Origin of the sequence: Salinivibrio sp. IB643, from assembly GCF_001996105.1 — a bacterium.
In the GTDB taxonomy this organism is placed as follows: domain Bacteria; phylum Pseudomonadota; class Gammaproteobacteria; order Enterobacterales; family Vibrionaceae; genus Salinivibrio; species Salinivibrio costicola.
On the sequence record NZ_MUFF01000022.1, the window covers coordinates 1 to 25,912 of the forward strand.

Here is a 25,912-nt window from a genome sequence, read left to right on the forward strand (position 1 = left end):
CCTATATATAACAATAATATAGGTCGATTAGCGGTTCATGATTGCCTGTATTTTCAATGTTGATTTTTGTGATGGCACTCAAAAAAGTGTTCTTAATTGTGAAAATACACTACTAAAAGCTTGTTAACTGTTAATAATTGGTAAATTATGGGTGGAGTAACCATATACTCACAAAACATAAATAAAACAAAACTATCTGAAATAGATTGAAAAGGACCCTACCATGAGAAAGATTGCCACACTATCAGCTGCTCTAACCTGTATGGTTTCTCTACCTAGCTTTGCTGAAACCACGATTCGTATTGCACACGATAGCCAGCCAGGTTCTCCACTTTTCGTTGCATTTGAAGCGTTTGAAAAAGATCTTGAAGTTCGTTCAAATGGTGATATTCAGGTTGAGATTTATGGTGCAGGCCAACTTGGTGGTGTACGAGAAACTACTGAAATGGTTCAGTCAAATAACCTTCAAATGACAACGGCGGCATCAGTGCTGCTTTCTCCTATTATTCCACAATTTAACGTGCTTGATACTTTCTATATGTTTGAAGATCGCGACCACGCACACCGTGTTCTAGATAGTGATGCAGGACAGGCTTTGCTAAACAGCATGGATGAAAAAGGGTTAAAAGGCCTTGGTTATTTAGAACTTGGTTTTCGTAGTTTTACCAACAATAAAAAGCCACTAGAAACCCTTGAAGATTTTAATAATCTAAAGATTCGTTCAGCAGCAAATCCGAGCCAAATCAAAGCATGGAAATCGGCAGGGCTTTCTCCAATACCACTGGCATGGGGTGAGATCTATACCTCTCTTCAACAGGGGCTAATTGAAGGACAAGAAAGTGCGATTGACTCTATCTATACCCAGCGCTTCTATGAAGTACAAAAATACCTATCTTTGACAGAGCACATGTACAGTAACCACGTTCTGTTTACTAACACAGAGTTTTGGGAGCAGCTCTCTGGTTCAGACAAAGCTTTGGTTGAACAATCGATGGACGCATTTATTGCTAATCAGCGTGTTCTAGCTGAAGAGAAAAACCAAGCCACACTCGCAACGCTACAAGATGAGGGCGTTATTATCACTGAAGTTCCAGCTGAGACTCGTGAGCAACTTAAACAAACGCTTAATTCTGTTATCACGGAAGAAATTAAAGCGAAGACAGGTGAAGGACTGTACAGTTTTATTATGCAGAAGACTGCATCTCTACGCTAGAAGATCATGGAGAGGGCATGCAAGTGCCCTATTTAAATTATGTTGAAAAAAACGTTTAACCTGCTGGATAAATACTTCGAGCCTAGCATAATTGTTACCTTTACTCTTGGTTTGTTCACTTTTATTTTTTTAGAGATCATTTTACGTCCATTCAATATCTCAATTGCCTGGTCTGGTGAAGCAGCTCGCTTTTTATTTGTGTGGGTGATCTATCTCGGTATTAGCTATGCGATCCGTGACGGACGTCATATTCGAGTCTTGGCATTGGTGAAATTATTTCCGGTTAAAACGCAACAGTTTTTTAACTTAATCAGTAATCTAGTCTTTCTCAGCTATCAAGGGATCGTGCTTTATTACGCGATAAAAATTACTGAAAAGAGTTTTCGCTTGGGGCAACTTGCACCAGCAATGGAAATCTCACTTGCTTTTCTTTATGCCTGTCTTGTAGTAAGTGCTGCTCTTTCACTTATTAGGCTGTCTATCACCATAAAACGCGATATATCGATCCTTTTCAATATTTCAGAAAAAAACGCAGTAGCGAAAAAAGCCTAACTGGATAATAACTATGACTACGCCAATTCTATTTTTGTCTCTTACTTTGCTGATCGCAATTGGGGTTCCTATTGGTATCGCACTTGGTTCTGCAAGTATTCTCGCCATTTTAAATCTCCCATTTCTCAATATCGATTTCTATGTTCAAGGACTAGCGTCTGGTCTAGATTCATTCCCACTCATCGCCATTTTACTCTTTACTCTGGCGGCTAGCATTATGAGTCATGGTGGTATTTCGAATCGCCTACTTGCACTTTGCCAAAGTTTTTTTGGTCATTACACCGGTGGTCTTGGTGTGGTAGCAATCATGTCGTGTATTTTCTTTGCTTCTGTGTCTGGTACAGGCTCGGCAACTGTTGCGGCTATCGGTCTTACAATGATCCCGATGATGGTTAAAAGTGGCTATGACAAAGCTTATTCTGGTGCCATGATTGCTACAGCTGGTGGTATTGGTGTCATCATTCCACCGAGTGTAGTCATGATTGTGTATGCCATTGTTTCTGGGCAATCAGTGTCTGCGATGTTCATGGCGGGTATTGTTCCGGGCATTGTTGTTGGTCTGTTTTTGCTTGGGTATAACCTGTATCAATCAAAGAAACATGGTTATGTGGGTACGCCACGAAAAGCGACATGGCCTGAGCGTTGGCAAGCATTCAGTGCGGCAAAGGAAGCGATGCTACTGCCAATGATCATTTTAGGTGGGATTTACAGTGGTCTATTTACGCCTACCGAGTCAGCAGCGGTAGCAGTCGCTTACGGCATCGTACTGAGTATGTTCTACTACAAAGAACTGACACTCAAGAGCTTAGCTAAGATGACACTAGAGTCTGCTCTGCTTGTGGCAACCGTATTGGTGATTGTTGGTGCATCAGTGGCGTTCGGTCGTATCTTAACCATTGAGCGTATTCCAAGTATGATCACTGAATTCATTTTAGGGATCACTGAAAACAAGATTCTAATCTTACTGTGTATCAACTTGCTGTTGTTGTTAATCGGTACTTTCTTAGAAACTCTAGCCGCAATTGTTATTTTGACGCCTATCTTATTGCCAGTTACTGCATCTATCGGTATGGATCCGGTTCACTTCGGTATTGTTATGGTGGTCAACCTAGCCATTGGTTTTGTGACTCCGCCGTTGGGTGCAAACCTGTTTATGGCATCGCAAGTTGGCGATATTCGGTTTGAGGATCTCTCACGTGCCGTCATGGGTTGGATCGCCAGCATGATTGCAGCACTAATGTTAATTACTTTCGTGCCTGAAATCTCGCTATGGCTACCTAGCATAATAGCAAAGTAACTCTTTCTCTTGCCCTGTTTTAAAATAGTAAATAAAAATAAGGGTCAGCTCAATGTTCCATAGATTACATAGTGCTATTAATATGGCAGTGCTTAACAATATCGGAAAATACTATGATCCCAGCAGAGCGCCGCAGAACCATTATTTCGCTGCTTTCAGCCCATGAGGTTATAAGCATTAATGAGCTTGCAGATCGGCTGCAAGTCTCACATATGACCATTCGTCGCGATATCGCAAAACTTGAAGATGTTGAAAACGTAACTTCCGTATCCGGTGGTGTGCAACTGACTCAGATACTCGACAACGAGCCATCTCACGATGTGAAGTCGGTGCTTAATTCAAATGAAAAATCAGCTATTGGCTACATCGCAAGCCAGTTGATTCCGAAGAAGAGTACTATTTATCTTGATGCGGGTACGACAACACTTGAGATTGCTCGTCACATTGCCCAACGTGATGATTTGCTGGTGATCACTAACGATTTTGTGATCGCCGCTTATCTGTCACGCCACAGTGAATGTGAGTTGTATCATACTGGTGGGCGTGTGGATAAAGCCAACCAGTCCACTGTTGGTGGTAAAGTCGCGGAGTTTTTGACCTCAATGAATATCGATATCGCTTTCATTTCGACATCTTCATGGAATATAAAGGAGATTTCAACACCAAGTGAACCTAAGGTTGCCGTGAAAAAAGCGGTCGCCACTGCGTCACAACGGAATATTCTTGTTAGTGATTCATCCAAATATGGGCGAGTTGCAACGTTTCATGCTATCGGCATTAAATACTTTGACACAATCGTTACTGACACTGGCTTTCCGCTCCATGTTCAAAATGAGCTAGAGGAGAAAGGTATTAAGGTATTAACTGCACACCTTGATGAGCCTCTTGCTACACTGGATAATAAAGTAGTGAAACCCAAGTAATCAGGGCGAGATCGCGAACGTTTTTAACCAAAAAGATCGGTTCGACGATCACCTCTGGGTGTGATCGTATAGGCCGATTATCAAATAGGTCGGGATAGATATCGTGCAGATAAATACATTTAAAGACTACTTCAGCGCCGTTGATGATAATTGCCAGAATGCTGAGATGACCTTTCCGCTATTCGACCTGCTTTTTTCTTCATTGTGCTCGGTTATTGCGGGGTCGAGCGGATGCCAGCGAAAACCATCTGGTGCTTGGCCAGCTCACAAAAGACGAAAAAAGCAATGAAATCAGTGCGATTCCCGAGAACTTTACCCGTCTGCGACACATAGCCTCAAACATGGTGCGGGCTGAGCCGACCAACACCAGCTCGGTGGCCAAGAAGAAACGTTGTCTCATGAATCCCAGCGTCATAGAGCAGGTTTTAGCCGCAGGCATACCGGCAAGGGTTGAAGAATGAACACTCATGCGCTCGCCCTGCCCAGGCAATTGAGTTTTGTCGCTCAAAATAAATCTTATCTTTAATTTATAGGAAGAACAATCATGGTGGATCTGCTCTTTCAGCTATCCTTTTCCCTTTCTATTGTTGCCCCGATCTTTTTTATAATTACCCTTGGCTACACCTTTCGTCGTATCAATTGGATTGATCCCCACTTTATAGATATCGCATCAAAACTTGTTTTTCGGATTGGTTTACCCGCGATGCTATTTATTAGCATCGCTACAGCAAATCATAACTTTCTTCAGGCCATCGATTTTTTAACACTATCTGTCATTTTGACGGTAGCATTTTTTCTTATTTGCACCCTATCAACCAAGCTATTTTTTAAACATTCTAAAGATCATGGTGTACTGATACAGGGCTGCTTTAGAGCGAACACATCTATAGTTGGTGTTGCTTATGTCGATAATGCGTTTGGTAGTCAAGGGGTGGCACTTGCTGCACTATATATCGCAGTTATCACGGTAGTATACAATATCCAAGCAGTTATTTGTTTATCGCCTCATAAGAGAGGCACTCGCTCAATCAACATTGCAATCCTTGTAACCAACTTAGCCAAAAATCCGCTAATTATTGCGATTACCTTAGGCTTACTCGTGGCGATCTCTCCTTTTGCTTTACCTAATGTGATAGTAGATACGGGTAATTACTTAGCGAAAATGACCTTGCCTCTCGCGCTTATCTGCACTGGAGGGAGCCTTAACTTAAAGATGTTACGCAATAATCAAGGGCCCACTTGGTTTGCGTCATCCTATAAATTGGTAATTGCTCCGCTGCTGTTCACCCTTTTTGCTTACTACTTTGGTTTTCGGGGTGTTGAATTGGGGGTATTGTTCTTTATGAACGCAGCTCCAGTTGCGGCTGCAAGTTATGCGATGGTACTGACATCGGGCGGTGATACTACCTTATGCGCCAATTTAATCGGTCTGACAACCTTGCTTTCTAGTCTCACTGTTTGTTTAGGAACGTTAGCTTTAACGTTACTTGAAGTTATTTAGTATTCATTCGAACTAAACGGCGTTGTTGATCAAATCACTCAGCTAATGCATTGATTCTATTTGGACTACTTCCACCAAGCAACTCGGTGACTAACAGGCATACCGAGTCTTATGAAGTTGTAAATGATCGCTGGATCACACTGTTTTAATCCATTAATTGGCTGCGGAATGGCGGGCGGAGGTCAACAGTGTTGTTTGATAAGAGGCATCACTAGCTTGATAATGGGCTATCTAATTTGGCGTCAGTACAGATGGTTTTTACTCTTCATTTTAATAATACCTATTATTCAATAAGATATAGAAGCGAGAATACGTTACCCGATTTCTGAGATAGTTCTTTTACCGAATCGGCCAGTTCGCAACAGGGTTGATACCGCGGACACGTGACGACATGATCATTGACCATGCCCAGCGCTTGCATCAACGAATAACAAATGGTTTCTCCCACAAACTTAAATCCACGCTTTTTCAAAAAACGACTCATGGCACGGGACTTGTCCGTCGCAGTAGCCACATCGGCATCTGATTGATGCTGGTTCACAATCGGTACACCGTCAGTGAACTGCCAAAGTGCCTTAGCCAATGATCCGTACTGTTCCACCAGCGTTACTGCAGCCTTGGCATTGGTAAACACAGAGGCCACCTTCAGTCGATTACGGACAATCTCATGGTTGGCCATGATCTCAGCAATATTTGGTTCAGCCACCGCGGCAAGCTGATAAAAATCGAAGTGAGAAAAAGCGTCACCATAAGCCTGCCGTTTTTCCAGTATTAGCCGCCAATTTAATCCTGCTTGCGCGCCCTCTAAACAAATGAACTCAAAGATCGCTTGATCATCAAATGTCGGTACGCCCCACTCGGTATCGTGATACACACGTTCAGATTCACTGTGCTGCGCCCATTGGCAAATTTTCATCTTTTTTCCCTTCTTCAAACACGACATCGGGTGTCAATTTTGTTGCTTATGGCACGAAATCAGCGAGTTAACTGAGTAAATGCTATCGTTATGTGCAATATGACGCTATCTTTGATCGCGATAAGTGCATGAAACGTAATAGAACCGTTAATCCTTGTTATTGATGCCATCCATACATAAATGCAAAGGAACACGCGTGACAACAAAGCATATATTGATTACCGGCGCCGGACAGCGCATTGGCTACGCACTCGCCTGCCACTTTCTCAATCAGGGTCACCAGGTAACGTTATCTTATCGTACCGAGCGCCCTCAAGTGGCCGATTTAAGAGCGCGGGGCGCGCGTTGTTTGCACGCAGACTTCTCAACGGATGAGGGCGTTTATTCCTTCATCGACCACATTGATGCTTTAAATCCCACTTTCGATACATTGATCCACAATGCGTCATCTTGGGACAGTGAGAAACACAGCCAAGATATTGCATCGCTGTTTGATAACATGATGCAAATCCATGCAAAAACCCCTTATCTCATCAATATGGCCGCGCCCCGCTGGATGCAACAGGGTGATATTATTCATCTCACCGATTATGTCGCGCAAAAAGGCAGTGCCAAACACACCGCTTATGCCACCAGCAAAGCTGCGCTCGAAAATCTTACCCTCTCGTTTGCACAGAAAATGGCACCATCAATCAAAGTGAACAGTATTTCACCAGCATTAATCATGTTTAATGATGGCGATGATGAAGCCTATCGAGAAAAAGCACGCTGTAAGTCACTATTAAGATCGGTCCCCGGTGAGCAAGAAGTGGTGAATGCATGCGAATTTATCCTTGCGAGTCAACATATGACTGGCCAATCCATCAAACTTGATGGCGGCCGCCATCTTATCTAACTTTCGTGACCAGGAAACGACTATGAACGACGCTGTGATTAAAATAACCAACCTACGCCTACGTACTTACATTGGGTTTAATCCTGACGAGCAGGAGAAAAAACAAGACGTAGTCATCAATGTCGAGATTCATTATCCCGGCCACAAGGCGTGTGAAGAAGACAACGTTGATGATGCACTCAATTACAAAGATATAACCAAAGCGATTATTGACTATGTTGAGAACGGACGTTTTCTCTTACTCGAAAAGCTGGTTGCGGGTGTTTTAGAGATTACACGTGATCATCACTGGGTGCGCTACGCACAAGTGACCATTGATAAGCCGCATGCACTCAGATTTGCCGACTCTGTCTCATTAAGCCTAAGCTGGACCGCTAGCGAGTCGTAACACCGCACAGAGTTTGTTAGAATTATTCGAACATCATGTTCAAGGTGAACAGCTTCTATATTGCCGTTCACCTTATATACTGTGTTGGATTAGTAATTGGGAGCGGGAACAAATGACACCGAAAAATAGCTACGATCGCGTTATGCGTACGCTACACTGGCTATCGAGTCTCGTTATCGTTGGCCTTTTCGCTGTCGGATTGTGGATGGTCGACTTGAGCTACTACAGTAGTTGGTATCAAACTGCGCCACACTGGCACAAGTCGATAGGTATATTACTGGCGATAACGACTGTTGGTCGACTTGTGTGGAAAGCAACACACACTATGCCCACCGTTGAAGGTAAGGCTTGGGAACGTAAAGCGGCAACAGCAGGCCATCATACTATTTACTTGCTCCTTGCCACACTGTTTGTCTCTGGATACTTGATCTCAACCTCAGACGGACGCGGGATTGAAGTATTCACCTGGTTTACCGTGCCGAGCGCAGGGGAGCTGTTTCCCAATCAATCAGACATTGCTGGCGATATACACTACTACGTCGCCATCACCTTGATTGTGTTAGCAGCAGGCCATGCCATTATGGCACTTAAACATCATTTTAAAGATAAAGATAATACGTTACGGAAGATGATCGGAGGAAACCCGAAATGAAAAAACTCATGTTAGCCATGGGAATGAGCGCCGCGACACTCTTATCTGGGCCTGCACTGGCAGACACTTATATGATTGACACCAAAGGCGCACATGCCTCGGTCAACTTCAAAGTGCCACACCTAGGCTACAGCTTTATCAAAGGTCGTTTAAATACGTTTGACGGCCAGTTTGAATTCGACCCAGATAACATTGGCGCATCAAGTGTGTCGGTGACGATTGATACAACCAGTATTGATTCTAACCACGCTGAGCGTGATAAGCACATTCGTAGTGGTGACTTCTTGGATGTAGGCGAATATGGCCAAGCGTCCTTTGAAAGCACCAACGTAACCGACAACGGCGACGGCTCGATGACCATTGCAGGCGATCTCACTTTGCATGGCCAAACCAAGCCAATTGAAATCGACGCTGAACTCATCGGTCACGGTGAAGATCCTTGGGGCAACTACCGCGCTGGCTTTATGGGTAACACCCGCCTGGAGCTAGAAGACTTTGGTATTCCCACTATGGGCCCTGCCACATACGTTGATATGGAGCTGCACGTAGAAGGCATTCGCCAGTAACTTGCTAGACTCAGTAAACTAAAAAAGCCTTGGCCACATGCCAAGGCTTTTTTGTCGCATCAACACTGAAACCTTTTCGTCAAAGTCTTTAGTTACGATGGCGGCAATAATACAGAAAAATTAGTTTAGCTATGACAGTACCTATTAACATTGCATTCTTTGACTTAGACGAAACCCTGGTCGCTACCGACACCAAACAAGCGTGGCTGGAATACCTTTGCCAGCATGATCTCGCCCCGCAAAACGTGGTCGATCAAGAAAAGCGGGCGTATTTGGATTTTAAAAAAGGCCGCATCAACCTTGAGCAATATATGCAAGTACAGCTAATCTCGGTCAAAGGAAAATCGATTCAAACCGTGGCTGCTTGGGCCACCGACTTTATCGATCAGCATGTCGCTCCCGTGGTGGTACCACAAGCATTAGCGCGTATCGAGTGGCATCGCAACCGCGGCGATCACTGTGTGTTAGTTTCCAACACCGCCACCCACCTAGCGCGTCCGATTGGCAAACTGCTCAAACTCGATACCGTGATTGCGATTGAGCTTGAAACATTAAATGGCGTGTATACGGGCAGCATATCGCATTGCGTGCGTGATTATCGTGGCAAGCACGACTACATGCAGGCGTGGCTATCTGACCGTCATGACACCGTAGGCCATACCTACGGCTACAGTGATTCACATTGGGATGTCCCCTTGCTTGAGCAAGTTGACAGCGCTTTTGCGGTTAACCCTGATCCGCACTTGAGCCTGCATGCCCAAGAAAAAGATTGGACCATTATGGAATGGGCGCGCTACGACACCATTCGTGATTAGTAAAAGATCACAGGAAACGTGACGACAGGGCGCCTCGTGTGCTCTTTTTAACAACACTAAATTGAGAATGATTATCATAAACGTTATTTTTAACGCATGATCGGCTGGCGACCTCTCGCCGTAGTCACACGCATAATGAATGAGATTAACGCTTATGAGAAAACACCTGCTAATTATTGCGGCGATCTTGCTCTCTCCGATGGCGCACGCCGACCAATTAAAACACGCGGACAAGTTAAAAGTGGTGACCAGCTTTACCATTCTCGCGGATATGGCTGCCAACGTAGCGGGCGAGCATGCCGAGGTAGTGTCGCTCACTAAACCCGGCGCGGAGATCCACAATTACCAACCCACTCCAGGAGATATTCTGCGCGCGCAAGGTGCGGATGTGGTGATGTGGAACGGATTAGGCTTAGAGCGCTGGTTCGAACGTTTTTTCCGTAAGCGGTTAATAAACCGGTGAACCCCTACTCGACATCACTGAGATCCACACACCATGGCATCAGATCTGACATATCACCTTCATCAACAAGCTCTACGGCATCGAGCGACGCGGGAAACACTTATCGGCCGAGGCTCGGCAACAACTCAGACAGCAAGAAAGTCTGCCTCTGTTAAATGACTTTAAACGCTGGCTTGATAGCATGCATGTGTTACCCAAAGGCACCTTAGGCCAGGCCATCACGTATGCGAAAAATCAGTGGCCCAAACTGCNTCACCTTCATCAACAAGCTCTACGGCATCGAGCGACGCGGGAAACACTTATCGGCCGAGGCTCGGCAACAACTCAGACAGCAAGAAAGTCTGCCTCTGTTAAATGACTTTAAACGCTGGCTTGATAGCATGCATGTGTTACCCAAAGGCACCTTAGGCCAGGCCATCACGTATGCGAAAAATCAGTGGCCCAAACTGCTGACCTATCTGGAAGATGGCCGCATTAGCATCGACAACAATGTGACGGAGCGAGACATCCGCCCGTTCGCCACGGGTCGAAAGAACTGGATGTTCTCGACATCTGTCGGTGGAGCAAAAGCGAGTGCTAATCTGTATAGCTTGGTGATGACATGCCGTGCCAATGACATCAATCCCTATTATTACTTCCGGCACCTGTTCGCTGAATTACCCAAGCGGTCGCCATCGGATGATATGTCAGATCTGATGCCATGGTGTGTGGATCTCAGTGATGTCGAGTAGGGGTTCACCGGTTTATTTACCGCTTACCACCGGTAATGAAGCAGGGCGAGATCGCGAACGTTTTTTGACCAAAAAACGTTCGCTATCTCGCCCTGGTATTACAGCCAACTTAGGCCACATCAGCATAATAGCGGTATGAGTCCGAACCTGGCAGAGAAAAAATACTGGATTAACTATAAACCGGTGGCCAGTTTTTCTTGACCACGACAATTTGCACATGACCAATAAATCGGTCATCTAAGTGTAGGTTAATGTCGTAGTGAAGGCAGTCATCTATCTAAAAGGATCCACTATGTTCTCGTTTCTAAAACCGAATCCGGTTAAAAAGCTAAAAAAGCAGTACGACGCCAAACAACAACAAGCCTTTGAAGCTCAACGCAATGGCGATATCAGAGGTTACTCACTACTCACCGAAGAAGCGGAAAAGATTGACCAACAAATTAAAGCCTTGGAAAACAAGGCTTAGTGACTTGAAGAAGGGTTAAATTGCCGTTTTACCAAGCGCTGGTATAAAGGGCAGCGTGCCAACAGCTCGGTATGACTGCCCACATCCACCAACTTACCTTGATCCATCATCACAATGCGATCAACATGTTGAATAGTCGACAAACGATGAGCAATAATCAAGGTCGTTCTATTGCGCATCAAGGTGGCCAATCCTTGTTGTACCGCATGCTCACTTTCGCTATCCAGCGCGCTGGTAGCTTCATCAAGTAATAGAATCTTTGGATCCTTAAGAATCGCGCGGGCAATTGCAATCCGCTGTCGTTGGCCGCCCGAAAGCCGAACACCACGCTCGCCCAAAAAGCTGTGATAGCCGTCCGGTAATTGCTGAATAAAGCCGTCAGCATGCGCTTGAACTGCCGCCTCTTTCACCGCTTGCTCACTGGCGTCTGGCCTGCCGTAGCAGATGTTTCCTATCACATTATCGCTAAACAATGCCGGTTGCTGCGGCACCAATGCCATTTGTTGGCGCAAGGCTTGCGGGGACAAGCTGCGAATATCTTGTCCACCCAGCGTAATCGCACCCGACTGCGGATCGTAGAAGCGTTGCAGTAACTCAAAGACCGTCGTTTTTCCGGCCCCCGACGGCCCCACTAAAGCCACGACTTCACCAGGCTGAATATGTAAGCTCAGTGCATCAATCGCAGGCTGGCGTGGACGAGTGGGATAATGAAAATGTATCATTTCAAAGCGAATATCACTGATCAGTGATTGGGCATCGGTAATCGGTGAGGTAGCGGGAGTACGAATATGACTTTGCACGTGTAAAAGTTCCACCAAGCGCTCTGTCGCGCCAGCCGCTCGCTGCAACTCCCCCAGCACTTCCGACAAGGTGGCCATGGAAGAGGCAACCATGATGGCGAAAAATACAAAAGCGCCCAAATCGCCTGCCGACATAGTGCCTTGAATCACATCGCGACCGCCGACCCATAACATCCCTGTAATCGCGCTGAACACAATCACGATCACCCCGGAAATGAGAATGGCTCTTTGTTTCACGCGCTCGCGTCCGATGAGATAGGCACGCTCCACTTCTTGCCCAAATGCAGCTTTGGCGTGATCCTCTACCGCGAAGCTTTGCACGGTTTTAATATTGGTGATGGCTTCACCGGCATAGCTGCCTACATCCGCCATCGAATCTTGGCTTTGCCGCGACAACGCCCGCACGCGACGGCCATAGATAAGTATTGGCACCAAAATAAAAGGCACGGAGGCCAGCACAATTAAGGTCAGTTTAATATTGGTGGCAAACAGCATGATGATAGCGCCCACACACAGTAACGCACTGCGCATCGCCATGGAAAAAGAGGAGCCGATGATGTTTTGCAGTAAGCTGGTATCTGTGGTGATCCGCGACATGATCTCGCCACTGCCGTGGGTTTCAAAATAACTCGGATGCAGATCAATCACATGATCAAACACCGCTTGGCGAATATCGGCACTGACCCGTTCACCCACCGATGACACCAGATAGAACCGGAAAAAGGTGCCGATCGCGATGAATACCGTGATCAGCAAAATAAACTGTACCGCATTGCCCAACTCAACCAGTGATTGCTGTGCAAAGCCTTGGTCGATCAAAAGTCGAACGCCGTGCCCGACGGAGAGTGTTAATGATGCGGTAAAAACCAAAGCCAGCAATGCCGCGCTCACTTGCCAACGGTAAGGGCGGATAAACGCAATAAGCTCCCACAATATAGTCAGGTTTTTACTGTTGCGATTCACGGCAGATTGTTTCGATGAGGTATCCGTTGCGGTTTGATTTGCCATAAGTTCACTTAATGCTGTCCTTGCGTGTTAAGGGCGGGTGAGTAGGATCATTAACTCGCGATTGTCGTTAATAAGTGCATCGATGGTGCATGTATCCAGCTCATTTAAAAATGCTTGTTTGGCTTTCGTTAATCGGTCTTTTAAACGGCATGCTGGAGTGATATGGCAAAACTCGACCGAGCAATTGACGAGTTCCAACGGTTCAAGCTCGCGCACTACTTGCCCCACCGTGATCGCTGTCGGCGCTTGCAGCAGACGAATACCACCGTTCTTCCCACGCACCGTTTGAATATACCCCAGCTGCCCTAAACGGTTGATGACTTTCACCATATGATTGCGCGACACACCAAACAAGCGCGTCACCTCGGTAATGTTGGTAAGCTCACCCTCTGGCAAGGATGCCAGAAAAATCAAGGTGCGAAGTCCGTAATCTGTAAAGCTGGTTAGTTGCATGTGTACCTCTTACTACCCAGTCAAATTGTAATTCTTCGATTGATTAAAAGATATATTTGAGATACAACTTAAAACATGCATTAAATATACATGTTTAGAGAGGCGCTGATGTTAAGCCAACAAACCATTGATATTGTTAAATCAACTGCCCCTGTGCTCGCCAAAACAGGCCCGAAGCTGACAACCCACTTTTACCAAAGACTGTTCCACCATCACCCCGAGTTAAAGGATATTTTTAACCTCCGCCACCAGCAAAATGGCGATCAGCGGGAAGCACTGTTTAACGCGATTTGTGCCTATGCACAGAACATTGACAACTTGCCTGCTTTACTGGGTGCGGTAGAGAAGATTGCTCACAAACATACCAGCTTGCTGGTCCAAGCTGAGCACTATCCGATTGTCGGTCAGCATTTATTGGCCACCATTGATGAGCTACTCTCGCCGGGACAAGCCGTGCTCGATGCGTGGGCTGAAGCCTACCAAGTGCTCGCGGATGTATTTATCGCCAAAGAGCAGCAGCTTTATGAAGATAGCTACACCCAAACTGGTGGCTGGCAAGGGCAGCGAGCCTTTACTTTGATTGAAAAACGCCCTGAAAGTGAGCAGGTCACCAGTTTTGTGTTTGCCCCTCAAGATGGTCAGCTCATCGCGCCTTTTACGGCCGGACAATACATTGGCATCGTCGTTAATCATACCGGTTTTGAACATCAAGAAATTCGCCAATATAGTTTGTCACACGCGCCTAACGGCCAGCATTATCAGATCTCGGTAAAACGGGAGCCACACGGTCAGGTCTCCAACTACTTACATGATGAGTTAGCTGTTGGTGGTACTGTGATGCTCACGCCACCGGCGGGCGATCTCAAACTGAACGTGGATCAGGGTACGCCCGTCGTATTAATTTCTGGCGGGGTGGGCGTAACGCCAATGTTAGCGATGTTAGAAAGCCTTACCGAACATGATGCGCCCGTCACTTGGCTGCATGCTACCGAGCACGGCAAACTGCATGCTTTCAATCATCCTGTCCGCAACCTCGCGCGTCAGCACAGGCATATTCAGACGCACATTTGGTATAACCAACCTCAACCCGCGGATACGCTTGGACAAGACTTTGATCATACCGGATGGATGGATCTGACTGCGGTGAGCGGTACGTTCAGTCCAGTCACGGTACAGGTCTATCTCTGCGGCCCAGTTGGCTTTATGCAGCATGTCCAAACCCAACTACGCGCCTTGGGCGTCCCTGACGAACAGTTCCACTATGAGTGCTTTGGCCCGCATAAAGTATTATAGCTCGCTATTTCTCTTTCTTTAAGCAGCTAATCCCACGTTTGCAAAGGTGTCGTTGAAATTATACAAAACAGTCAATATAATCATCGTACCAAATTTTTAGGGTTTTCCTGCCTAATAATCYCACCTTTGAGAAGCTATTATGAGGTAAACTCTAGTCGCAACACTTTTAATCAAAAGGATTACCATGAAAAAATTTATCGCTATTGCTGCACTTGCTACCCTTCCACTCTCTGGCGCGGCACTGGCAGATTCAGATATCGGCTGTGGTCTCGGCACAATGGTATTTGATGGTCAACAAGGAAAGGTTTACAAAGTACTCGGCGCCACCACAAACGGCACCTCTGGTAACCAAACCTTTGGTATCACCTTTGGTACGCTAGGCTGTGATGGCACAGGCACCATTGATTCGCAGCAGAAGCTAGCCATGTTCATTGACGGAAACATGGATAACCTAGCACGTGATATCGCACGCGGCGAAGGCGAAACGTTGGCAACGCTTTCTGAAGTTTGGGGCATCAAAGATGCAGACAAAGCAGCATTTAACGACGTTGCTAAGCAAAACTTTGCATCGATCGTAACCTCTGATCAAGTCACTTCACAAGAAGTACTGACCAACCTAAATACTGTTGTAGCGCAAAACGAGCAGCTTTCAACGTATAAAATTTAAGCGGTATAACGCTTGACGGTTATCCGCCAAATAGTGGCGGTTATTAAGTACGAAAGTGCCCTACTTGGGCACTTTCATGTTTCTGGACGTGAATCGTTGTACTGATATGAGACTTATTCATTCTCGCACCTCGCTATTTGTTCGTCTTAGTCTCATCATTCTTTCTCTCTTTAGCGCGCCGGCTTTTGCGAGTACGCCTGATTTTACCAACACGGCTACGTTTGCTAAGACCGCTACTGTTACGAAAAATAGTGACTTTGATATTCCCTCCTTGGCCAACCAAGCATACTGGCTAAAACTGGTTCACTATCTACCTAACACGTTATCAGGCTATGAAAGTACGGTTGATTCAGAAGATTTTTTCCTTGCCGCTAACGGAAAGACACACCCGCAACAAGAGCTAGCAGCGACAATTAATGCGCTTTACCATGCCGATGCCTCCGTTGCAAAAGCAGCAAGGTGTCAATATCCCGCGCGTTTTACATGGCTCGAGTCTAAAGCAGGACGCACTGCACAACTCGATTGCCCTGAACTTGAGCGTTGGCAAAAGGTGCTTGATCCAGATGGCATGACGCTGGTTTTTCCAACGGCATTTATGAACAATCCCTCATCAATGTTTGGCCATACGCTGTTGCGAATTGACGCACAAGATCAAACACGAAATAAAGAATTGGTGGCATTTGCAGTCAATTTTGCTGCCGAACCCAGCCAAGATGACAATGCCGCCATGTATGCCGCAAAGGGGCTGTTTGGCGCTTACCCGGGGCAATTTACTGTGATGCCTTATTATCGTAAGGTTCGCGAGTATAACGACATTGAGTCGCGAGATATTTGGGAATATCCCCTTAACTTGTCCGAGCAAGAGGTAAATCGTGTATTGCTGCATTTGTGGGAGATGCAAAGCGCGACCTTCGATTACTACTTTCTTGACGAAAACTGCTCATACCAACTGCTCGCATTGCTTCAGTTGGCTCGCGATGATTTAAGTTTGGTCGATGATTTCCCGTTTCAAGCGATCCCGTCAGATACAGTAAAAACGCTAGCCAGTAATGACTTGATTGAGACACCGAGTTTTCGTGCCTCGTTTGGCACTCGCCTATTAAATATGTCGCAACAAGCCTCTCCTGCGGTGTTTGAAGCCGCGAAAAAAGCGAAAAGTGGCCATTTCCCTGACCATCAGCAATATACTGACGAGCAATTGGCCGCTATTTATGAATTTGCTTACGAGTGGCTCAATTTTGATTTTTATGATCAAGCACTTCCTAGAGATCCCTATGCGCAGCGCCTCACTAAATTACTCAGCATGCGCAGCCAAGTCAGTGCAGCCTCTCCGTTTGAGTCCGTAGCTAATATCAATGTATCGCCGGATAAAGGGCACGGCTCTACACGTATTGGTTTTGGAGCAAGAACCGCAAAATACGGTCCCGATGCCCTCTCGCTTGAATGGCGTGCGGCATACCATGACTTAATGGATCCCCAAGATGGCTTTGTGCCCGGCGCACAAATCAGCTTTGTTGATGTCGCTATCAGTCAGGATGAAAACGGTAATACGCAACTGGATAAGCTTTATCTGATCGATGCAATGACAATCGCGCCGAAAAAACGGGTTTTCTCTAGTCTATCGTGGAATATCCGTGCAGGCTTTGACCGTTTACCAGGCACAGAGAGACAAGATAGCCGTTGGTTTGCCCAAGGGGGCGTAGGTCAGTCGTGGGGAGAAAGTGACGGTTTACATGCCTACGCTTTGTGGTCAACAGCATTAACTCATGGCGACGCCAGCGATAACCAATTTAATCTAGCAACCGGCATAGAATCAGGATTGCTATGGCAACTTGCTGATGACCATCGTCTCGGCGTGCAAGCACAGTATCTGCCGCTGCTTAATCGTTCCTCCCTGACACAATCACAAGTCGATATGACTTGGCACTGGCGCGTCACCGATGATTGGTCTATTCGCAGTAAAGCACGCTACCAGCACTGGGAGAACGAAGAGATCAGTGGTCACATTACTAGCTATTTTTACTTTTAAACACCTCAAATCGTGTGCAGTCCTCTCGAACTGACAGCAAAGAAATAGCACGCATCCCCCAGAAAAGCGGGTCTAATAGCATTCAAGATTAACGGCCCGCTTTCATAACAAGTTACTCCTCGGTTTTCCCTCAGCGTGTTTATATCCTTCTCTCACAATTAATAATATTTTTATCATCTAAATCGTCTACGCTTAGCTTAACGTTGTTACAAAACACCTTTGCGCTAGTTCATAAGCGCGATGAACAGGAAAGCAGATGATGAAAGATCTTAGTGTTGTCAAAAAAATAGGGCTCAGTTTTATTGCCGTTTTTATCGTTTTTGCCTCCGTTGCCATCATGTTTATGCTCGGCCTATCCACGATAAGTAAAGACATCACACAACTTTCACACAAAAGTCTTCCCTCGGTATCAATATTAAAAGGCATTCAGGTCGACATCACCAAAGTCCGGAAAGATGAATTTTCACTGCTACCAAACAGCGGTAACCCAAAAATATCGCAATGGTTAAACGATCTCGACCAATGGCGTGCCGATGTACAAGCTGGGATCAAAGCTTATCAAGCTCTGGACCTCACATCACAAGAGAAACAATCATTTAATGTGTTTAAGAAAACGTGGAATCAGTATATTAAGGAAACCCAGTCTTATAACCAGCTTTTAAGAAATGACGATCCCGACAAAGCGAATGAAGTCGTTTTAGCCAGTTTTGGGACCTATTCCGATGCGCTAAAAAGCTTGGATAACACACTCGAACTAAACGATGACTTAGTAAAGCAAATTGGGGCAGAAGCCCAGAGTGCAGCAACCACCGCTCAGATAAATGCAGCCATTGGAACACTTGTGATCATTTTAGTGATTATGGCTGCATCTATTCTGCTTTCTCGCGCTATCTCTCGCCCAATTGATAAAGCGCTCGCGTTTGCATCGAGTATTGCCAAAGGTCAGCTCAACAACAAATTTGATGAAAAGGACTTGTCCAAAGATGAGCTTGGCTCCTTACTCAAAGAATTGGTGACGATGCAAAACAATCTTCACGGATTGGTATCAGAAATTAACGATTCTACCATTCAGCTAACTGCCGCCGTTGAAGAGGTGAGTGCGATTTCATCTCAAAATGCGTCAGGTATGCAAAACCAGCAGCAAGAGCTTGGATCGGTGGCGTCTGCGATGACCCAGATGCAAGCCGCTGTCAGTCAAGTGGCACAAAATACCGAAGAAGGCGCAACATCAGCGCATTCGGCAGCAGATATAGCAAAAAAAGGGAGTGGTTCATTAGCCGATGCGATTAGCATTATTGAACGCGTATCTAGATTGATGCAAGACTCAGAGACGTTAACAGAACAACTTAAAACAAGCTCCGAAGACATTAATGTCGTAGTTGATGTGATTCGTGGTATTGCCGAGCAAACTAATTTACTTGCTTTGAATGCGGCGATAGAAGCAGCCCGTGCCGGTGAGCAAGGCCGAGGGTTTGCTGTGGTAGCCGATGAGGTTCGCTCACTGGCACAGCGTACTCAAGAATCGACCGAGCAAATCGTTAATACCATCGAGACACTGCAAATAAACACGACTAAGGTCCGCGAATCCAGCCATGAATGCCAAATAGGCATTACGCAATGTGTAGAAACGGTCAGCGATACCGGCGAACAAATGCGGGAAATTGAAGTCTCTGTTGATGATATCGCCCAACGCAGTACCCAAATTGCTACCGCCTGCAGTGAGCAAAGCTCTGTCTCTAACGAGCTTAACCGCAGCGTTGAGAACATTAATAGTGCCTCAACGGAAATGGCCGAGGGGGCAACGCAAACAGCGATTGCCTGTGACCAAATCAGCAATCTTGCGCATAACTTAAAAACACGCATGGAAACATTTAAGCTTTAGTACATTATCTGATGCGTGCTATATCTCCTGCACGATACTCGTTCAATGTTTTAGAACAAGATGCTCAATCTTACGCCGTGTTCGCACGGCGTTGTTGTTTATACACTGCAGCTATTGTTCAGCGTCACCGCTGTTCAGCATCGAATCAGTGAGGAGAAGCATTATGATTACCGTCCGTCATGCCAGCGATCGCGGTCAGGCCAACTTTGGCTGGCTACAAAGCCGCCATACTTTTTCATTTGGTAGCTATTACGATCCCCAGCACATGGGCTTCTCTGCACTGCGTGTGATCAATGATGATATCGTCTCGCCCGCCGCAGGCTTTGATACCCATGGACACCGTAATATGGAAATCATCAGTCTGGTGCTGGAAGGGAAAATAGAACACAAAGATAGCCAAGGCAACCGACAAACTCTACCCGCTGGCGAATTCCAGCTGATGTCGGCTGGGCGTGGTATTTATCATAGTGAATATAATGCCTCGTCATCCCAGCCATTGCACTTTTTACAGATTTGGATTGAACCTAACGAAAGAGGCGGAGAGCCGGGCTATCAGCAAAAAGATTTTGGCAACCAAGCCGGCTTTACCGTCATTGCGACGCCAACGGGTGAGAATGGCTCGTTAAAAATAAAACAAGAGGCACGTTTGCTGCAACTTGTCTTGGCGCCGAGTGAGTCTGTTACCTTCACTTTGGAGGCAGGACGCCATACCTATGTGCATCAAGTCGTGGGCACTCTTCAGGTTGAAAACACGCCTCTTTCTCCCGGTGATGGCGCGAAAGTCGAAGATACCCGTCATGTCACCTTTAGTAATGTCAGCAACGAAATCAGCCAAACACTGGTATTTGATTTACCCTAAAGTGCCGATTAACGACTCAAAAAGACTCGGCCTGCTGGCTTATTTGCGCCACAGGCCTAATGCTATGTACACTGCGCGCCTCTTGTTAATATTTGAGGCCGTATGCTGACTCTATCCAACAAAGTAGCGATTCCCGACAGTGAAATCGAGCTCACGGCCATCCGCGCCGCTGGGAAAGGCGGACAAAACGTCAATAAAGTGTCGAGTGCCATTCATTTGCGCTTTGATATTCAAGCCTCGTCACTGCCTGATGCCTACAAAGCACGCTTAATGACGCTGTCCGATTCACGCATCTCCAAAGACGGCGTCGTGGTGATAAAAGCGCAAAACTACCGCACCCAAGAGCTTAACCGAGAAGACGCGTTAGAACGCCTCGCTGCACTAATTAAAAGCGCGATGGTGGAGCAGAAAAAACGCAAGCCAACTCGGCCAACCAAAGCGTCACAACGCCGCCGCGTAGAATCCAAAAAGCGTAAGAGCCAGACTAAGTCTTTGCGCGGAAAAGTGGCGCCATGACAAATCGCATTCGCTTAATGATCAATATAAAGATAGCTTTGCCAACTTTTCATACGAATCAGAATCTTTCTCATTATTGATACATGGTGTACGCGATCCGAATAAACGGCAACTTCAAAACTCGCACCAAGCGGTAATTGATGAGCCATTGCGTCATCGTCAAGTTTGAGCGACACCAGCGCGCGCCCGTTATCTTTGAACGCATCGGTACCGATTAAGCTCCCTTGAGCCCGGAATTGACTCTCAGCGATCGCGGGTAATACCTCGATAACTTCGCCTTGGAATACCCTCCCCGGCATGGAAGGAAAAATAAATTCAGCCTCAAACCCAGGAGCTAAACGCTGGAGTGAGTTTTGTCTAAATGCGGCAGTAAATATTCTCTCCTCATCATGAATAAACGTCATCACTGGCGATAAGGGAAAAGGCACCGCCATCATTCCTGGGCGTAATGAAAGTTGTGTTACAAATCCATCCGTTGGCGCCCTTGTCACGGTTTGCTCTAAGTTAAATCGCGCTTTTCTGTACTCTGAAAGCAGACGCGCAACAGTGGTATTTTGGCCCCCTATCTGGGAGTTTAAAGCTAGGTTGGCTTGATTAAGACGCGCATCAGCCACATTGATCGCTTCTTCAGCAGATAGGTAAGCTTGTTTCTTCGTATCAAGCTCCTGTTCAGTGAATGCACCTTTATTGAAGCCTTTTTGATAGCGCTCATATTCTCGCTTCGCTTTGTCCCGCTCAGAAACGGCTCTTCGCCTTTCTGCTTCAGCCTCCAACACCGTGGATTCTAAACCGAGTGCATTCTGACTTGCCTCTTTAATCTGTGCTTCTATTTTGTCCACTTCAGTTTGAAAAGGAGTAGGATCCAGCTTAAATAAGACGTCGCCTTTCTCGAGAGGTTGGTTGGCTTTTACGGGAACATCGATCACGCGACCACGCACGCCAGGAACAATTGGGGTTGTTGGGAACACTTGCTTGCCGAGCTGTGTAAACGGATGGTTATAATTCATCAATAACGTCATGGCCCCCACGATCACAATGCCACCCAAAATTGCCGTCGGTATACTCCATTTGTTCAAAGGAATTTTGAATATTTTAAAGATAGCGATGCAGATCGCCGTATAAGTCATGATAAGCAGTAGGTCCATTAGTCATTCTCCTGCTTTTCTTGGGTCATCGTTTGGTCGTTTTGTTGTTGCTGCTGTTGCTTGAGGGATTCAACGTCACTTTTCAGCTGTTCGATTCGCTCGCTCAACTGTGTAACCTGATGATTAATGTCATGCTGCTCTTCTTTTAATGTCGTGAACCCCCAACCGCGATCCTCACGCCATAACGTTGCCCATATCCACAAAAAAGGCCATAGCGTATGAAGTGTAAACAAGCTTATCCAGCCTGCCACATGGATAGCATCTTGTTGGGGATGATTACGCCTTTTCGCAATTTCATAAGGAATATCGTGAATCGCAATCACACCATAAAAAATAACTAAAACCACAAAAACCAACATCCCAAGAGCAATATAATCTAACGCCATAGAACACTCACTAAACAACGAATTAACAGTCATGTTATAGTTAAATGTAGCATATACATATTTGGTATAGGGCTTTATCGAGACTCATCAGTGTCGCGACGCCCCGAGAGTTAATCGGTGACAGCTTGTAACCATGTCGGATGTGTCATTCGGCACCCTCATTGTATCTCAAAGCGTTCACTGCGCGTGTCACCACAGTATCAATGTCTGCATCAATGCCGACTCGAACCACATCAGGCTCATCGATGCCCGGCACCTCCAACGTCGCAAACTGGCTATCCAGCATATGGGTTTTCATAAAATGCCCTTTGCGCGCTCGAAGTCTTGCGAGGATCAACGCATAATCTCCGTCCAAAAACAAAAAGGTAACGTTCTGATTGCCATCTCGGATCTGGTCTCGATAGCGGCGCTTTAAAGCAGAACACACAATCACGCCGTATTCATGTTTATGCTCCAAACTAAAGGCGGCATCGCTAATCCGGCCCAGCCAGGGAGTTCGGTCATGATCATCAAGCGGCTTACCCGTTGCCATTTTTTCGATATTCGCACGCGGGTGTAAGTCGTCTCCATCAATAAACTTTGCCCCTAAGCGCTGTGCCAACTTTGCGCCAAGAGTGCTTTTCCCCGAGCCACTGACGCCCATCACAATCACACTGCCAATTGCCATACCCACTCCTTAGCGAGATTTTAACCAGATCTCATTTTTGATAACGCATTCAATAGATGCCGATAATATTGGTCGCGTTTGTTATCGTAGCGCTATTAAGCGTTTTACTATAAGGGAATCCCATGACTGAACTACACCAACGTCTCAAGGCAATTCGCATTGTGCCGGTGATTGCGATTAATAATGCGGACGATGCCGTGCCGCTCGCTAAAACCCTGGTCGACAATGGCTTACCGTGCGCCGAAATCACCTTTCGTACCGACGCAGCTGCCAGTGCTATCCGCCAAATGCGCGATGCCTATCCCGAGCTACTGATTGGGGCCGGAACAGTACTGACGCTTGCACAAGTCGATGCCGCGATTGACGCTGGGGCAGATTTTATTGTTAGCCCTGGGTTTAATCCCACTACAGTAAAACATTGCCAGCAACGTGGGATTGCCATCGTCCCTGGGATCAACAACCCGAGTTTGGTCGAGCAAGCCATGGAACTTGGTCTTGATACATTGAAGTTTTTCCCCGCGGAAGCGTCGGGAGGCATTGCGATGTTAAAAGCGCTATCTGCGGTGTACCCGGTCAGCTTTATGCCAACCGGCGGCGTGAGTGAAGAAAACGTGAGCGATTATCTCGCGTTGCCCTCTGTACTGGCATGTGGCGGTACTTGGATGGTGCCCGCCAAGTTGATTGATGAGCAAAGGTGGGATGAGATCGCAGCACTGATTAAGGCGCTGTGATAGCTCTCGCATCCGTTAAGAAAAGATCGACCCCACTTATTGAAGATAATGGGGTCGCTCGCACGCATACCGCCTGTGCTTGCAACCTCGGCACATAGCCGATACCTTTTCCCGCCTGTTCATAAACAGACACTTGGTTAAAAGTAGGGGAAAGACGGTATGTTGGCACAAGCACTTGAGCAAATTTTTGGGTTTTCGTCATTTCGTGCGGGACAAGAAGCAGTGATCTCGCAGGTGATGCAAGGTGAATCGGCCTGTGCGATCTTTCCCACCGGTGCAGGTAAATCATTGTGCTATCAATTGCCGGCTACACAGCTGCCCCACTTAACATTGGTGATTTCTCCTTTGCTGGCATTAATGCATGATCAACTTGCATTTATGACCCGCAAAGGCATCCCAGCGGCCACCATCGATTCAACGCAGACACCCGAACAAACCAAACAAGTGATGGATCAAGTCCGTCGCGGCGACATCAAAGTACTGATGATTTCAGTCGAGCGTTTGAATAACGAACGTTTTCGCCAGTTTATCACGCCTATCCCGATCTCGTTATTGGTGGTGGATGAAGCGCATTGTATCTCTGAATGGGGACACAATTTTCGTCCGGATTACCTCAAACTCCCTACTTACCGACAGCAATTAAATATTCCGCAAGTCTTGCTTCTCACCGCCACCGCAACGCCGGCTGTGGTTGAGGACATGCAGACGAAGTTTGCCATCCCGGCAAATAACACCACATTAACGGGGTTTTATCGTCCTAACCTGCATCTAAATGTGGTCGCCGTGGAAGAGGCGCATAAGCGGCAAGCCCTGGTTGAGCAGTTAAAGCACGACCCCGATTTGCCGACCGTCATTTATGTCACCCAGCAGCAGACCGCGGAGAATATCGCCCAGTGGTTACAATCCCAGCATATATCCGCGACAGCTTACCATGCCGGTATGAGTCACGATGTTCGCGTGTCGATACAAGAGGCATTTATGTCGGGCCAATCGCCATGTATTGTTGCGACCATCGCCTTTGGGATGGGCGTCGATAAGGCGGATATTCGCCGTGTCATCCATTTTGATTTGCCGAAGTCGATTGAAAACTACAGCCAAGAAATTGGCCGCGCGGGACGGGATGGTCACAAGGCGACCTGCACGGTACTCGCTAACCAGTCGAGTCTGAATGTACTAGAGAATTTTATCTACGGCGATACGCCAGACAAAATGGCGATTCAGGGGTTACTGGAAGAAGTACAACAGGCCGGTCAACAATGGGAAGTCATGCTCCATAGTCTTTCACGGACATATAATATTCGGCTCTTACCGCTTAAAACCTTGCTCGTTTATTTAGAACTGGCCGGCGTGATCACCAGCCAATACAGTTACTTTGCCGATGTGAAATTCCAGTGTGTGGAGTCACCCGCCGCCATTACGGCCAAATTCCATGGTGAGCGACGCGAATTTGTTGCCCAGCTATTTGCATGCGCGATCAAAGCAAAAACCTGGTACAAGATGGATTTCCAACAACTGTGGCAACGCTTTGGAGCAGAAAGAAAGCGCGCGTTAACTGCATTGGAGTACTTTCACGAACAAGGTTGGTTATCACTCGCGACCCAACAAGCCACACAAGTGTTTGGCGTGAACACCCACGAGATTGATATTCACGATCAAGCTGAGACGCTGTATGCCCTTTTTGCCAAAAAAGAACAGAGCGAGCTTGCCCGTATCAACCAATTACTGACCTTGTTATCTTCTTCAACCTGTATTAGTCAGCGCCTTGCCGACTATTTTGGTGATCATGCGGCACCAACCACCTGTGGTCATTGCTCGGTATGCCAAGGCGAGATCGCCCATTTACCTCCGCGCCCAGAATTACCGGCGATCGATGCGCAAGCGTTATCCTCATGGTGTCAGCACTTTGCGGCTGCTTGCGACGGCACGCCAACTTCGGCGGCAATAACGCGCTTTTTACTCGGCCTATCGTCACCGCTTCATACCAAAATTAAGGCGAAGGCCATACCTGGGTTCGGCGCTCTTGCATCTTATCCGTTTCAAACTATCAAAGAACAGGTGATCGCTGAGCACGATACCTATCATTAAGAAGTGGCGATTT

At 46.6% G+C, this 25,912-nt stretch carries 26 protein-coding genes and 3 pseudogenes; 23 read left to right on the plus strand and 6 right to left on the minus strand.

Going from position 1 to position 25,912, the window contains the following annotated elements:
- Positions 1-223 precede the first annotated feature (223 nt).
- The 6 genes and pseudogenes from BZG77_RS10240 (at position 224) to BZG77_RS10265 (ending at position 5,486) form a co-directional block, all read left to right on the plus strand.
- The gene (locus BZG77_RS10240; protein ID WP_077647163.1) at positions 224-1,213 is read left to right on the plus strand and encodes a TRAP transporter substrate-binding protein; all 990 of its coding nucleotides are present in this window, start codon (positions 224-226) and stop codon (positions 1,211-1,213) included.
- Positions 1,214-1,252: 39 nt separating this feature from the next.
- Positions 1,253-1,765, plus strand: a complete 513-nt coding sequence (locus BZG77_RS10245; RefSeq protein ID WP_077647164.1) for a TRAP transporter small permease — start codon at positions 1,253-1,255, stop codon at positions 1,763-1,765.
- A gap of 13 nt (positions 1,766-1,778) precedes the next feature.
- The gene (locus BZG77_RS10250) at positions 1,779-3,062 is read left to right on the plus strand and encodes a TRAP transporter large permease (RefSeq protein ID WP_077647165.1); all 1,284 of its coding nucleotides are present in this window, start codon (positions 1,779-1,781) and stop codon (positions 3,060-3,062) included.
- Between the two features lie 113 nt (positions 3,063-3,175).
- On the plus strand, positions 3,176-3,985 hold the full coding sequence (locus tag BZG77_RS10255; protein WP_077647166.1) for a DeoR/GlpR family DNA-binding transcription regulator: 810 nt from the start codon (positions 3,176-3,178) through the stop codon (positions 3,983-3,985).
- A gap of 103 nt (positions 3,986-4,088) precedes the next feature.
- A pseudogene (locus tag BZG77_RS15210) lies at positions 4,089-4,290 on the plus strand (hypothetical protein); the annotation flags it as partial.
- Positions 4,291-4,529: 239 nt separating this feature from the next.
- Positions 4,530-5,486, plus strand: a complete 957-nt coding sequence (locus tag BZG77_RS10265) for an AEC family transporter (RefSeq protein WP_077647168.1) — start codon at positions 4,530-4,532, stop codon at positions 5,484-5,486.
- 283 nt (positions 5,487-5,769) lie between these two features.
- Here the strand turns inward: BZG77_RS10265 and BZG77_RS10270 are convergent, their stop codons facing one another.
- Complete coding sequence (locus BZG77_RS10270; RefSeq protein WP_077647169.1) at positions 5,770-6,402, minus strand: DNA-3-methyladenine glycosylase I; 633 nt, start codon at positions 6,400-6,402, stop codon at positions 5,770-5,772.
- 196 nt (positions 6,403-6,598) lie between these two features.
- Between BZG77_RS10270 and folM the strand changes: the two genes are divergently transcribed.
- The 9 genes and pseudogenes from folM to BZG77_RS14725 all read left to right on the plus strand — a co-directional run bounded on the left by folM (position 6,599) and on the right by BZG77_RS14725 (position 11,378).
- The gene (gene folM, locus BZG77_RS10275) at positions 6,599-7,297 is read left to right on the plus strand and encodes a dihydromonapterin reductase (RefSeq protein WP_108743975.1); all 699 of its coding nucleotides are present in this window, start codon (positions 6,599-6,601) and stop codon (positions 7,295-7,297) included.
- Between the two features lie 22 nt (positions 7,298-7,319).
- On the plus strand, positions 7,320-7,685 hold the full coding sequence (gene folX / locus BZG77_RS10280) for a dihydroneopterin triphosphate 2'-epimerase (RefSeq protein WP_021024263.1): 366 nt from the start codon (positions 7,320-7,322) through the stop codon (positions 7,683-7,685).
- Positions 7,686-7,797: 112 nt separating this feature from the next.
- Positions 7,798-8,337, plus strand: coding sequence for a cytochrome b (locus BZG77_RS10285; RefSeq protein ID WP_077461382.1), 540 nt, complete (start codon positions 7,798-7,800; stop codon positions 8,335-8,337).
- Entirely contained in the window at positions 8,334-8,903 is a 570-nt protein-coding gene (locus tag BZG77_RS10290) for a YceI family protein (RefSeq protein ID WP_077647171.1), read from the plus strand. The genes BZG77_RS10285 and BZG77_RS10290 overlap by 4 nt, the downstream gene beginning before the upstream one ends.
- Positions 8,904-9,034: 131 nt before the next feature.
- The gene (locus tag BZG77_RS10295) at positions 9,035-9,718 is read left to right on the plus strand and encodes an HAD family hydrolase (protein WP_077647172.1); all 684 of its coding nucleotides are present in this window, start codon (positions 9,035-9,037) and stop codon (positions 9,716-9,718) included.
- Between the two features lie 154 nt (positions 9,719-9,872).
- A complete protein-coding gene (locus BZG77_RS10300; protein WP_108743976.1) occupies positions 9,873-10,181 on the plus strand; it encodes a metal ABC transporter solute-binding protein, Zn/Mn family in 309 nt (102 codons plus the stop codon).
- Between the two features lie 55 nt (positions 10,182-10,236).
- Positions 10,237-10,431: pseudogene (locus BZG77_RS15215) on the plus strand (IS66 family transposase); the annotation flags it as partial.
- Between the two features lie 10 nt (positions 10,432-10,441).
- Positions 10,442-10,912: pseudogene (locus BZG77_RS10310) on the plus strand (IS66 family transposase); the annotation flags it as partial.
- Positions 10,913-11,204: 292 nt separating this feature from the next.
- A complete protein-coding gene (locus tag BZG77_RS14725) occupies positions 11,205-11,378 on the plus strand; it encodes a DUF6435 family protein (RefSeq protein WP_108743977.1) in 174 nt (57 codons plus the stop codon).
- Here the strand turns inward: BZG77_RS14725 and BZG77_RS10315 are convergent.
- Positions 11,375-13,186, minus strand: coding sequence for an ABC transporter transmembrane domain-containing protein (locus BZG77_RS10315; RefSeq protein ID WP_077647175.1), 1,812 nt, complete (start codon positions 13,184-13,186; stop codon positions 11,375-11,377). The genes BZG77_RS14725 and BZG77_RS10315 overlap by 4 nt on opposite strands.
- Before the next feature lie 27 nt (positions 13,187-13,213).
- The gene (gene nsrR, locus BZG77_RS10320) at positions 13,214-13,639 is read right to left on the minus strand and encodes a nitric oxide-sensing transcriptional repressor NsrR (protein WP_077647176.1); all 426 of its coding nucleotides are present in this window, start codon (positions 13,637-13,639) and stop codon (positions 13,214-13,216) included.
- A 108-nt stretch (positions 13,640-13,747) separates the two neighbouring features.
- Between nsrR and hmpA the strand changes: the two genes are divergently transcribed.
- From hmpA to arfB, 6 genes are all read left to right on the plus strand, one after another.
- Entirely contained in the window at positions 13,748-14,932 is a 1,185-nt protein-coding gene (gene hmpA / locus BZG77_RS10325) for an NO-inducible flavohemoprotein (RefSeq protein ID WP_077647177.1), read from the plus strand.
- Positions 14,933-15,116: 184 nt separating this feature from the next.
- A complete protein-coding gene (locus BZG77_RS10330) occupies positions 15,117-15,599 on the plus strand; it encodes a DUF3015 domain-containing protein (protein ID WP_021022964.1) in 483 nt (160 codons plus the stop codon).
- Between the two features lie 106 nt (positions 15,600-15,705).
- Positions 15,706-17,628, plus strand: coding sequence for an Lnb N-terminal periplasmic domain-containing protein (locus BZG77_RS10335; RefSeq protein WP_241844142.1), 1,923 nt, complete (start codon positions 15,706-15,708; stop codon positions 17,626-17,628).
- A gap of 256 nt (positions 17,629-17,884) precedes the next feature.
- The gene (locus tag BZG77_RS10340; RefSeq protein WP_077647178.1) at positions 17,885-19,510 is read left to right on the plus strand and encodes a HAMP domain-containing methyl-accepting chemotaxis protein; all 1,626 of its coding nucleotides are present in this window, start codon (positions 17,885-17,887) and stop codon (positions 19,508-19,510) included.
- A gap of 163 nt (positions 19,511-19,673) precedes the next feature.
- A complete protein-coding gene (locus BZG77_RS10345; RefSeq protein ID WP_077647179.1) occupies positions 19,674-20,369 on the plus strand; it encodes a pirin family protein in 696 nt (231 codons plus the stop codon).
- Positions 20,370-20,471: 102 nt separating this feature from the next.
- On the plus strand, positions 20,472-20,885 hold the full coding sequence (gene arfB / locus BZG77_RS10350) for an alternative ribosome rescue aminoacyl-tRNA hydrolase ArfB (protein WP_077576105.1): 414 nt from the start codon (positions 20,472-20,474) through the stop codon (positions 20,883-20,885).
- A gap of 14 nt (positions 20,886-20,899) precedes the next feature.
- On the opposite strand, the gene BZG77_RS10355 is transcribed toward arfB, so the two are convergent.
- The 3 genes from BZG77_RS10355 to BZG77_RS10365 all read right to left on the minus strand — a co-directional run bounded on the left by BZG77_RS10355 (position 20,900) and on the right by BZG77_RS10365 (position 23,083).
- Positions 20,900-22,030, minus strand: a complete 1,131-nt coding sequence (locus BZG77_RS10355; protein WP_077647180.1) for an HlyD family secretion protein — start codon at positions 22,028-22,030, stop codon at positions 20,900-20,902.
- Complete coding sequence (locus tag BZG77_RS10360; RefSeq protein WP_077647181.1) at positions 22,030-22,416, minus strand: DUF3302 domain-containing protein; 387 nt, start codon at positions 22,414-22,416, stop codon at positions 22,030-22,032. The genes BZG77_RS10355 and BZG77_RS10360 overlap by 1 nt, the downstream gene beginning before the upstream one ends.
- A gap of 145 nt (positions 22,417-22,561) precedes the next feature.
- Positions 22,562-23,083, minus strand: coding sequence for a gluconokinase (locus BZG77_RS10365; protein ID WP_077647182.1), 522 nt, complete (start codon positions 23,081-23,083; stop codon positions 22,562-22,564).
- A 122-nt stretch (positions 23,084-23,205) separates the two neighbouring features.
- Here BZG77_RS10365 and BZG77_RS10370 point away from each other — a divergent pair, with 122 nt between their 5' ends.
- Positions 23,206-23,814, plus strand: coding sequence for a bifunctional 4-hydroxy-2-oxoglutarate aldolase/2-dehydro-3-deoxy-phosphogluconate aldolase (locus BZG77_RS10370; RefSeq protein ID WP_077647183.1), 609 nt, complete (start codon positions 23,206-23,208; stop codon positions 23,812-23,814).
- Positions 23,815-23,973: 159 nt separating this feature from the next.
- Complete coding sequence (locus tag BZG77_RS10375) at positions 23,974-25,899, plus strand: RecQ family ATP-dependent DNA helicase (RefSeq protein ID WP_077647184.1); 1,926 nt, start codon at positions 23,974-23,976, stop codon at positions 25,897-25,899.
- Positions 25,900-25,912: the final 13 nt, after the last annotated feature.

Excerpts from the sequence above, each read along its gene's own strand:
- BZG77_RS10265 (WP_077647168.1), top strand. The coding sequence starts at position 4,530 with ATGGTGGATCTGCTCTTTCAGCTATCCTTTTCCCTTTCTATTGTTGCC.
- BZG77_RS10245 (WP_077647164.1), top strand. The coding sequence starts at position 1,253 with ATGTTGAAAAAAACGTTTAACCTGCTGGATAAATACTTCGAGCCTAGC.
- BZG77_RS10285 (WP_077461382.1), top strand. The coding sequence starts at position 7,798 with ATGACACCGAAAAATAGCTACGATCGCGTTATGCGTACGCTACACTGG.
- BZG77_RS14725 (WP_108743977.1), top strand. The coding sequence starts at position 11,205 with ATGTTCTCGTTTCTAAAACCGAATCCGGTTAAAAAGCTAAAAAAGCAG.
- BZG77_RS10255 (WP_077647166.1), top strand. The coding sequence starts at position 3,176 with ATGATCCCAGCAGAGCGCCGCAGAACCATTATTTCGCTGCTTTCAGCC.
- BZG77_RS10355 (WP_077647180.1), bottom strand. The coding sequence starts at position 22,030 with ATGGACCTACTGCTTATCATGACTTATACGGCGATCTGCATCGCTATC.
- BZG77_RS10290 (WP_077647171.1), top strand. The coding sequence starts at position 8,334 with ATGAAAAAACTCATGTTAGCCATGGGAATGAGCGCCGCGACACTCTTA.
- BZG77_RS10370 (WP_077647183.1), top strand. The coding sequence starts at position 23,206 with ATGACTGAACTACACCAACGTCTCAAGGCAATTCGCATTGTGCCGGTG.
- BZG77_RS10240 (WP_077647163.1), top strand. The coding sequence starts at position 224 with ATGAGAAAGATTGCCACACTATCAGCTGCTCTAACCTGTATGGTTTCT.
- BZG77_RS10315 (WP_077647175.1), bottom strand. The coding sequence starts at position 13,186 with ATGGCAAATCAAACCGCAACGGATACCTCATCGAAACAATCTGCCGTG.
- nsrR (WP_077647176.1), bottom strand. The coding sequence starts at position 13,639 with ATGCAACTAACCAGCTTTACAGATTACGGACTTCGCACCTTGATTTTT.
- BZG77_RS10335 (WP_241844142.1), top strand. The coding sequence starts at position 15,706 with ATGAGACTTATTCATTCTCGCACCTCGCTATTTGTTCGTCTTAGTCTC.
- folX (WP_021024263.1), top strand. The coding sequence starts at position 7,320 with ATGAACGACGCTGTGATTAAAATAACCAACCTACGCCTACGTACTTAC.
- hmpA (WP_077647177.1), top strand. The coding sequence starts at position 13,748 with ATGTTAAGCCAACAAACCATTGATATTGTTAAATCAACTGCCCCTGTG.
- BZG77_RS10365 (WP_077647182.1), bottom strand. The coding sequence starts at position 23,083 with ATGGCAATTGGCAGTGTGATTGTGATGGGCGTCAGTGGCTCGGGGAAA.
- BZG77_RS10345 (WP_077647179.1), top strand. The coding sequence starts at position 19,674 with ATGATTACCGTCCGTCATGCCAGCGATCGCGGTCAGGCCAACTTTGGC.
- BZG77_RS10340 (WP_077647178.1), top strand. The coding sequence starts at position 17,885 with ATGATGAAAGATCTTAGTGTTGTCAAAAAAATAGGGCTCAGTTTTATT.
- BZG77_RS10270 (WP_077647169.1), bottom strand. The coding sequence starts at position 6,402 with ATGAAAATTTGCCAATGGGCGCAGCACAGTGAATCTGAACGTGTGTAT.
- BZG77_RS10330 (WP_021022964.1), top strand. The coding sequence starts at position 15,117 with ATGAAAAAATTTATCGCTATTGCTGCACTTGCTACCCTTCCACTCTCT.
- BZG77_RS10300 (WP_108743976.1), top strand. The coding sequence starts at position 9,873 with ATGAGAAAACACCTGCTAATTATTGCGGCGATCTTGCTCTCTCCGATG.
- arfB (WP_077576105.1), top strand. The coding sequence starts at position 20,472 with ATGCTGACTCTATCCAACAAAGTAGCGATTCCCGACAGTGAAATCGAG.
- BZG77_RS10375 (WP_077647184.1), top strand. The coding sequence starts at position 23,974 with ATGTTGGCACAAGCACTTGAGCAAATTTTTGGGTTTTCGTCATTTCGT.
- BZG77_RS10295 (WP_077647172.1), top strand. The coding sequence starts at position 9,035 with ATGACAGTACCTATTAACATTGCATTCTTTGACTTAGACGAAACCCTG.
- BZG77_RS10250 (WP_077647165.1), top strand. The coding sequence starts at position 1,779 with ATGACTACGCCAATTCTATTTTTGTCTCTTACTTTGCTGATCGCAATT.
- BZG77_RS10360 (WP_077647181.1), bottom strand. The coding sequence starts at position 22,416 with ATGGCGTTAGATTATATTGCTCTTGGGATGTTGGTTTTTGTGGTTTTA.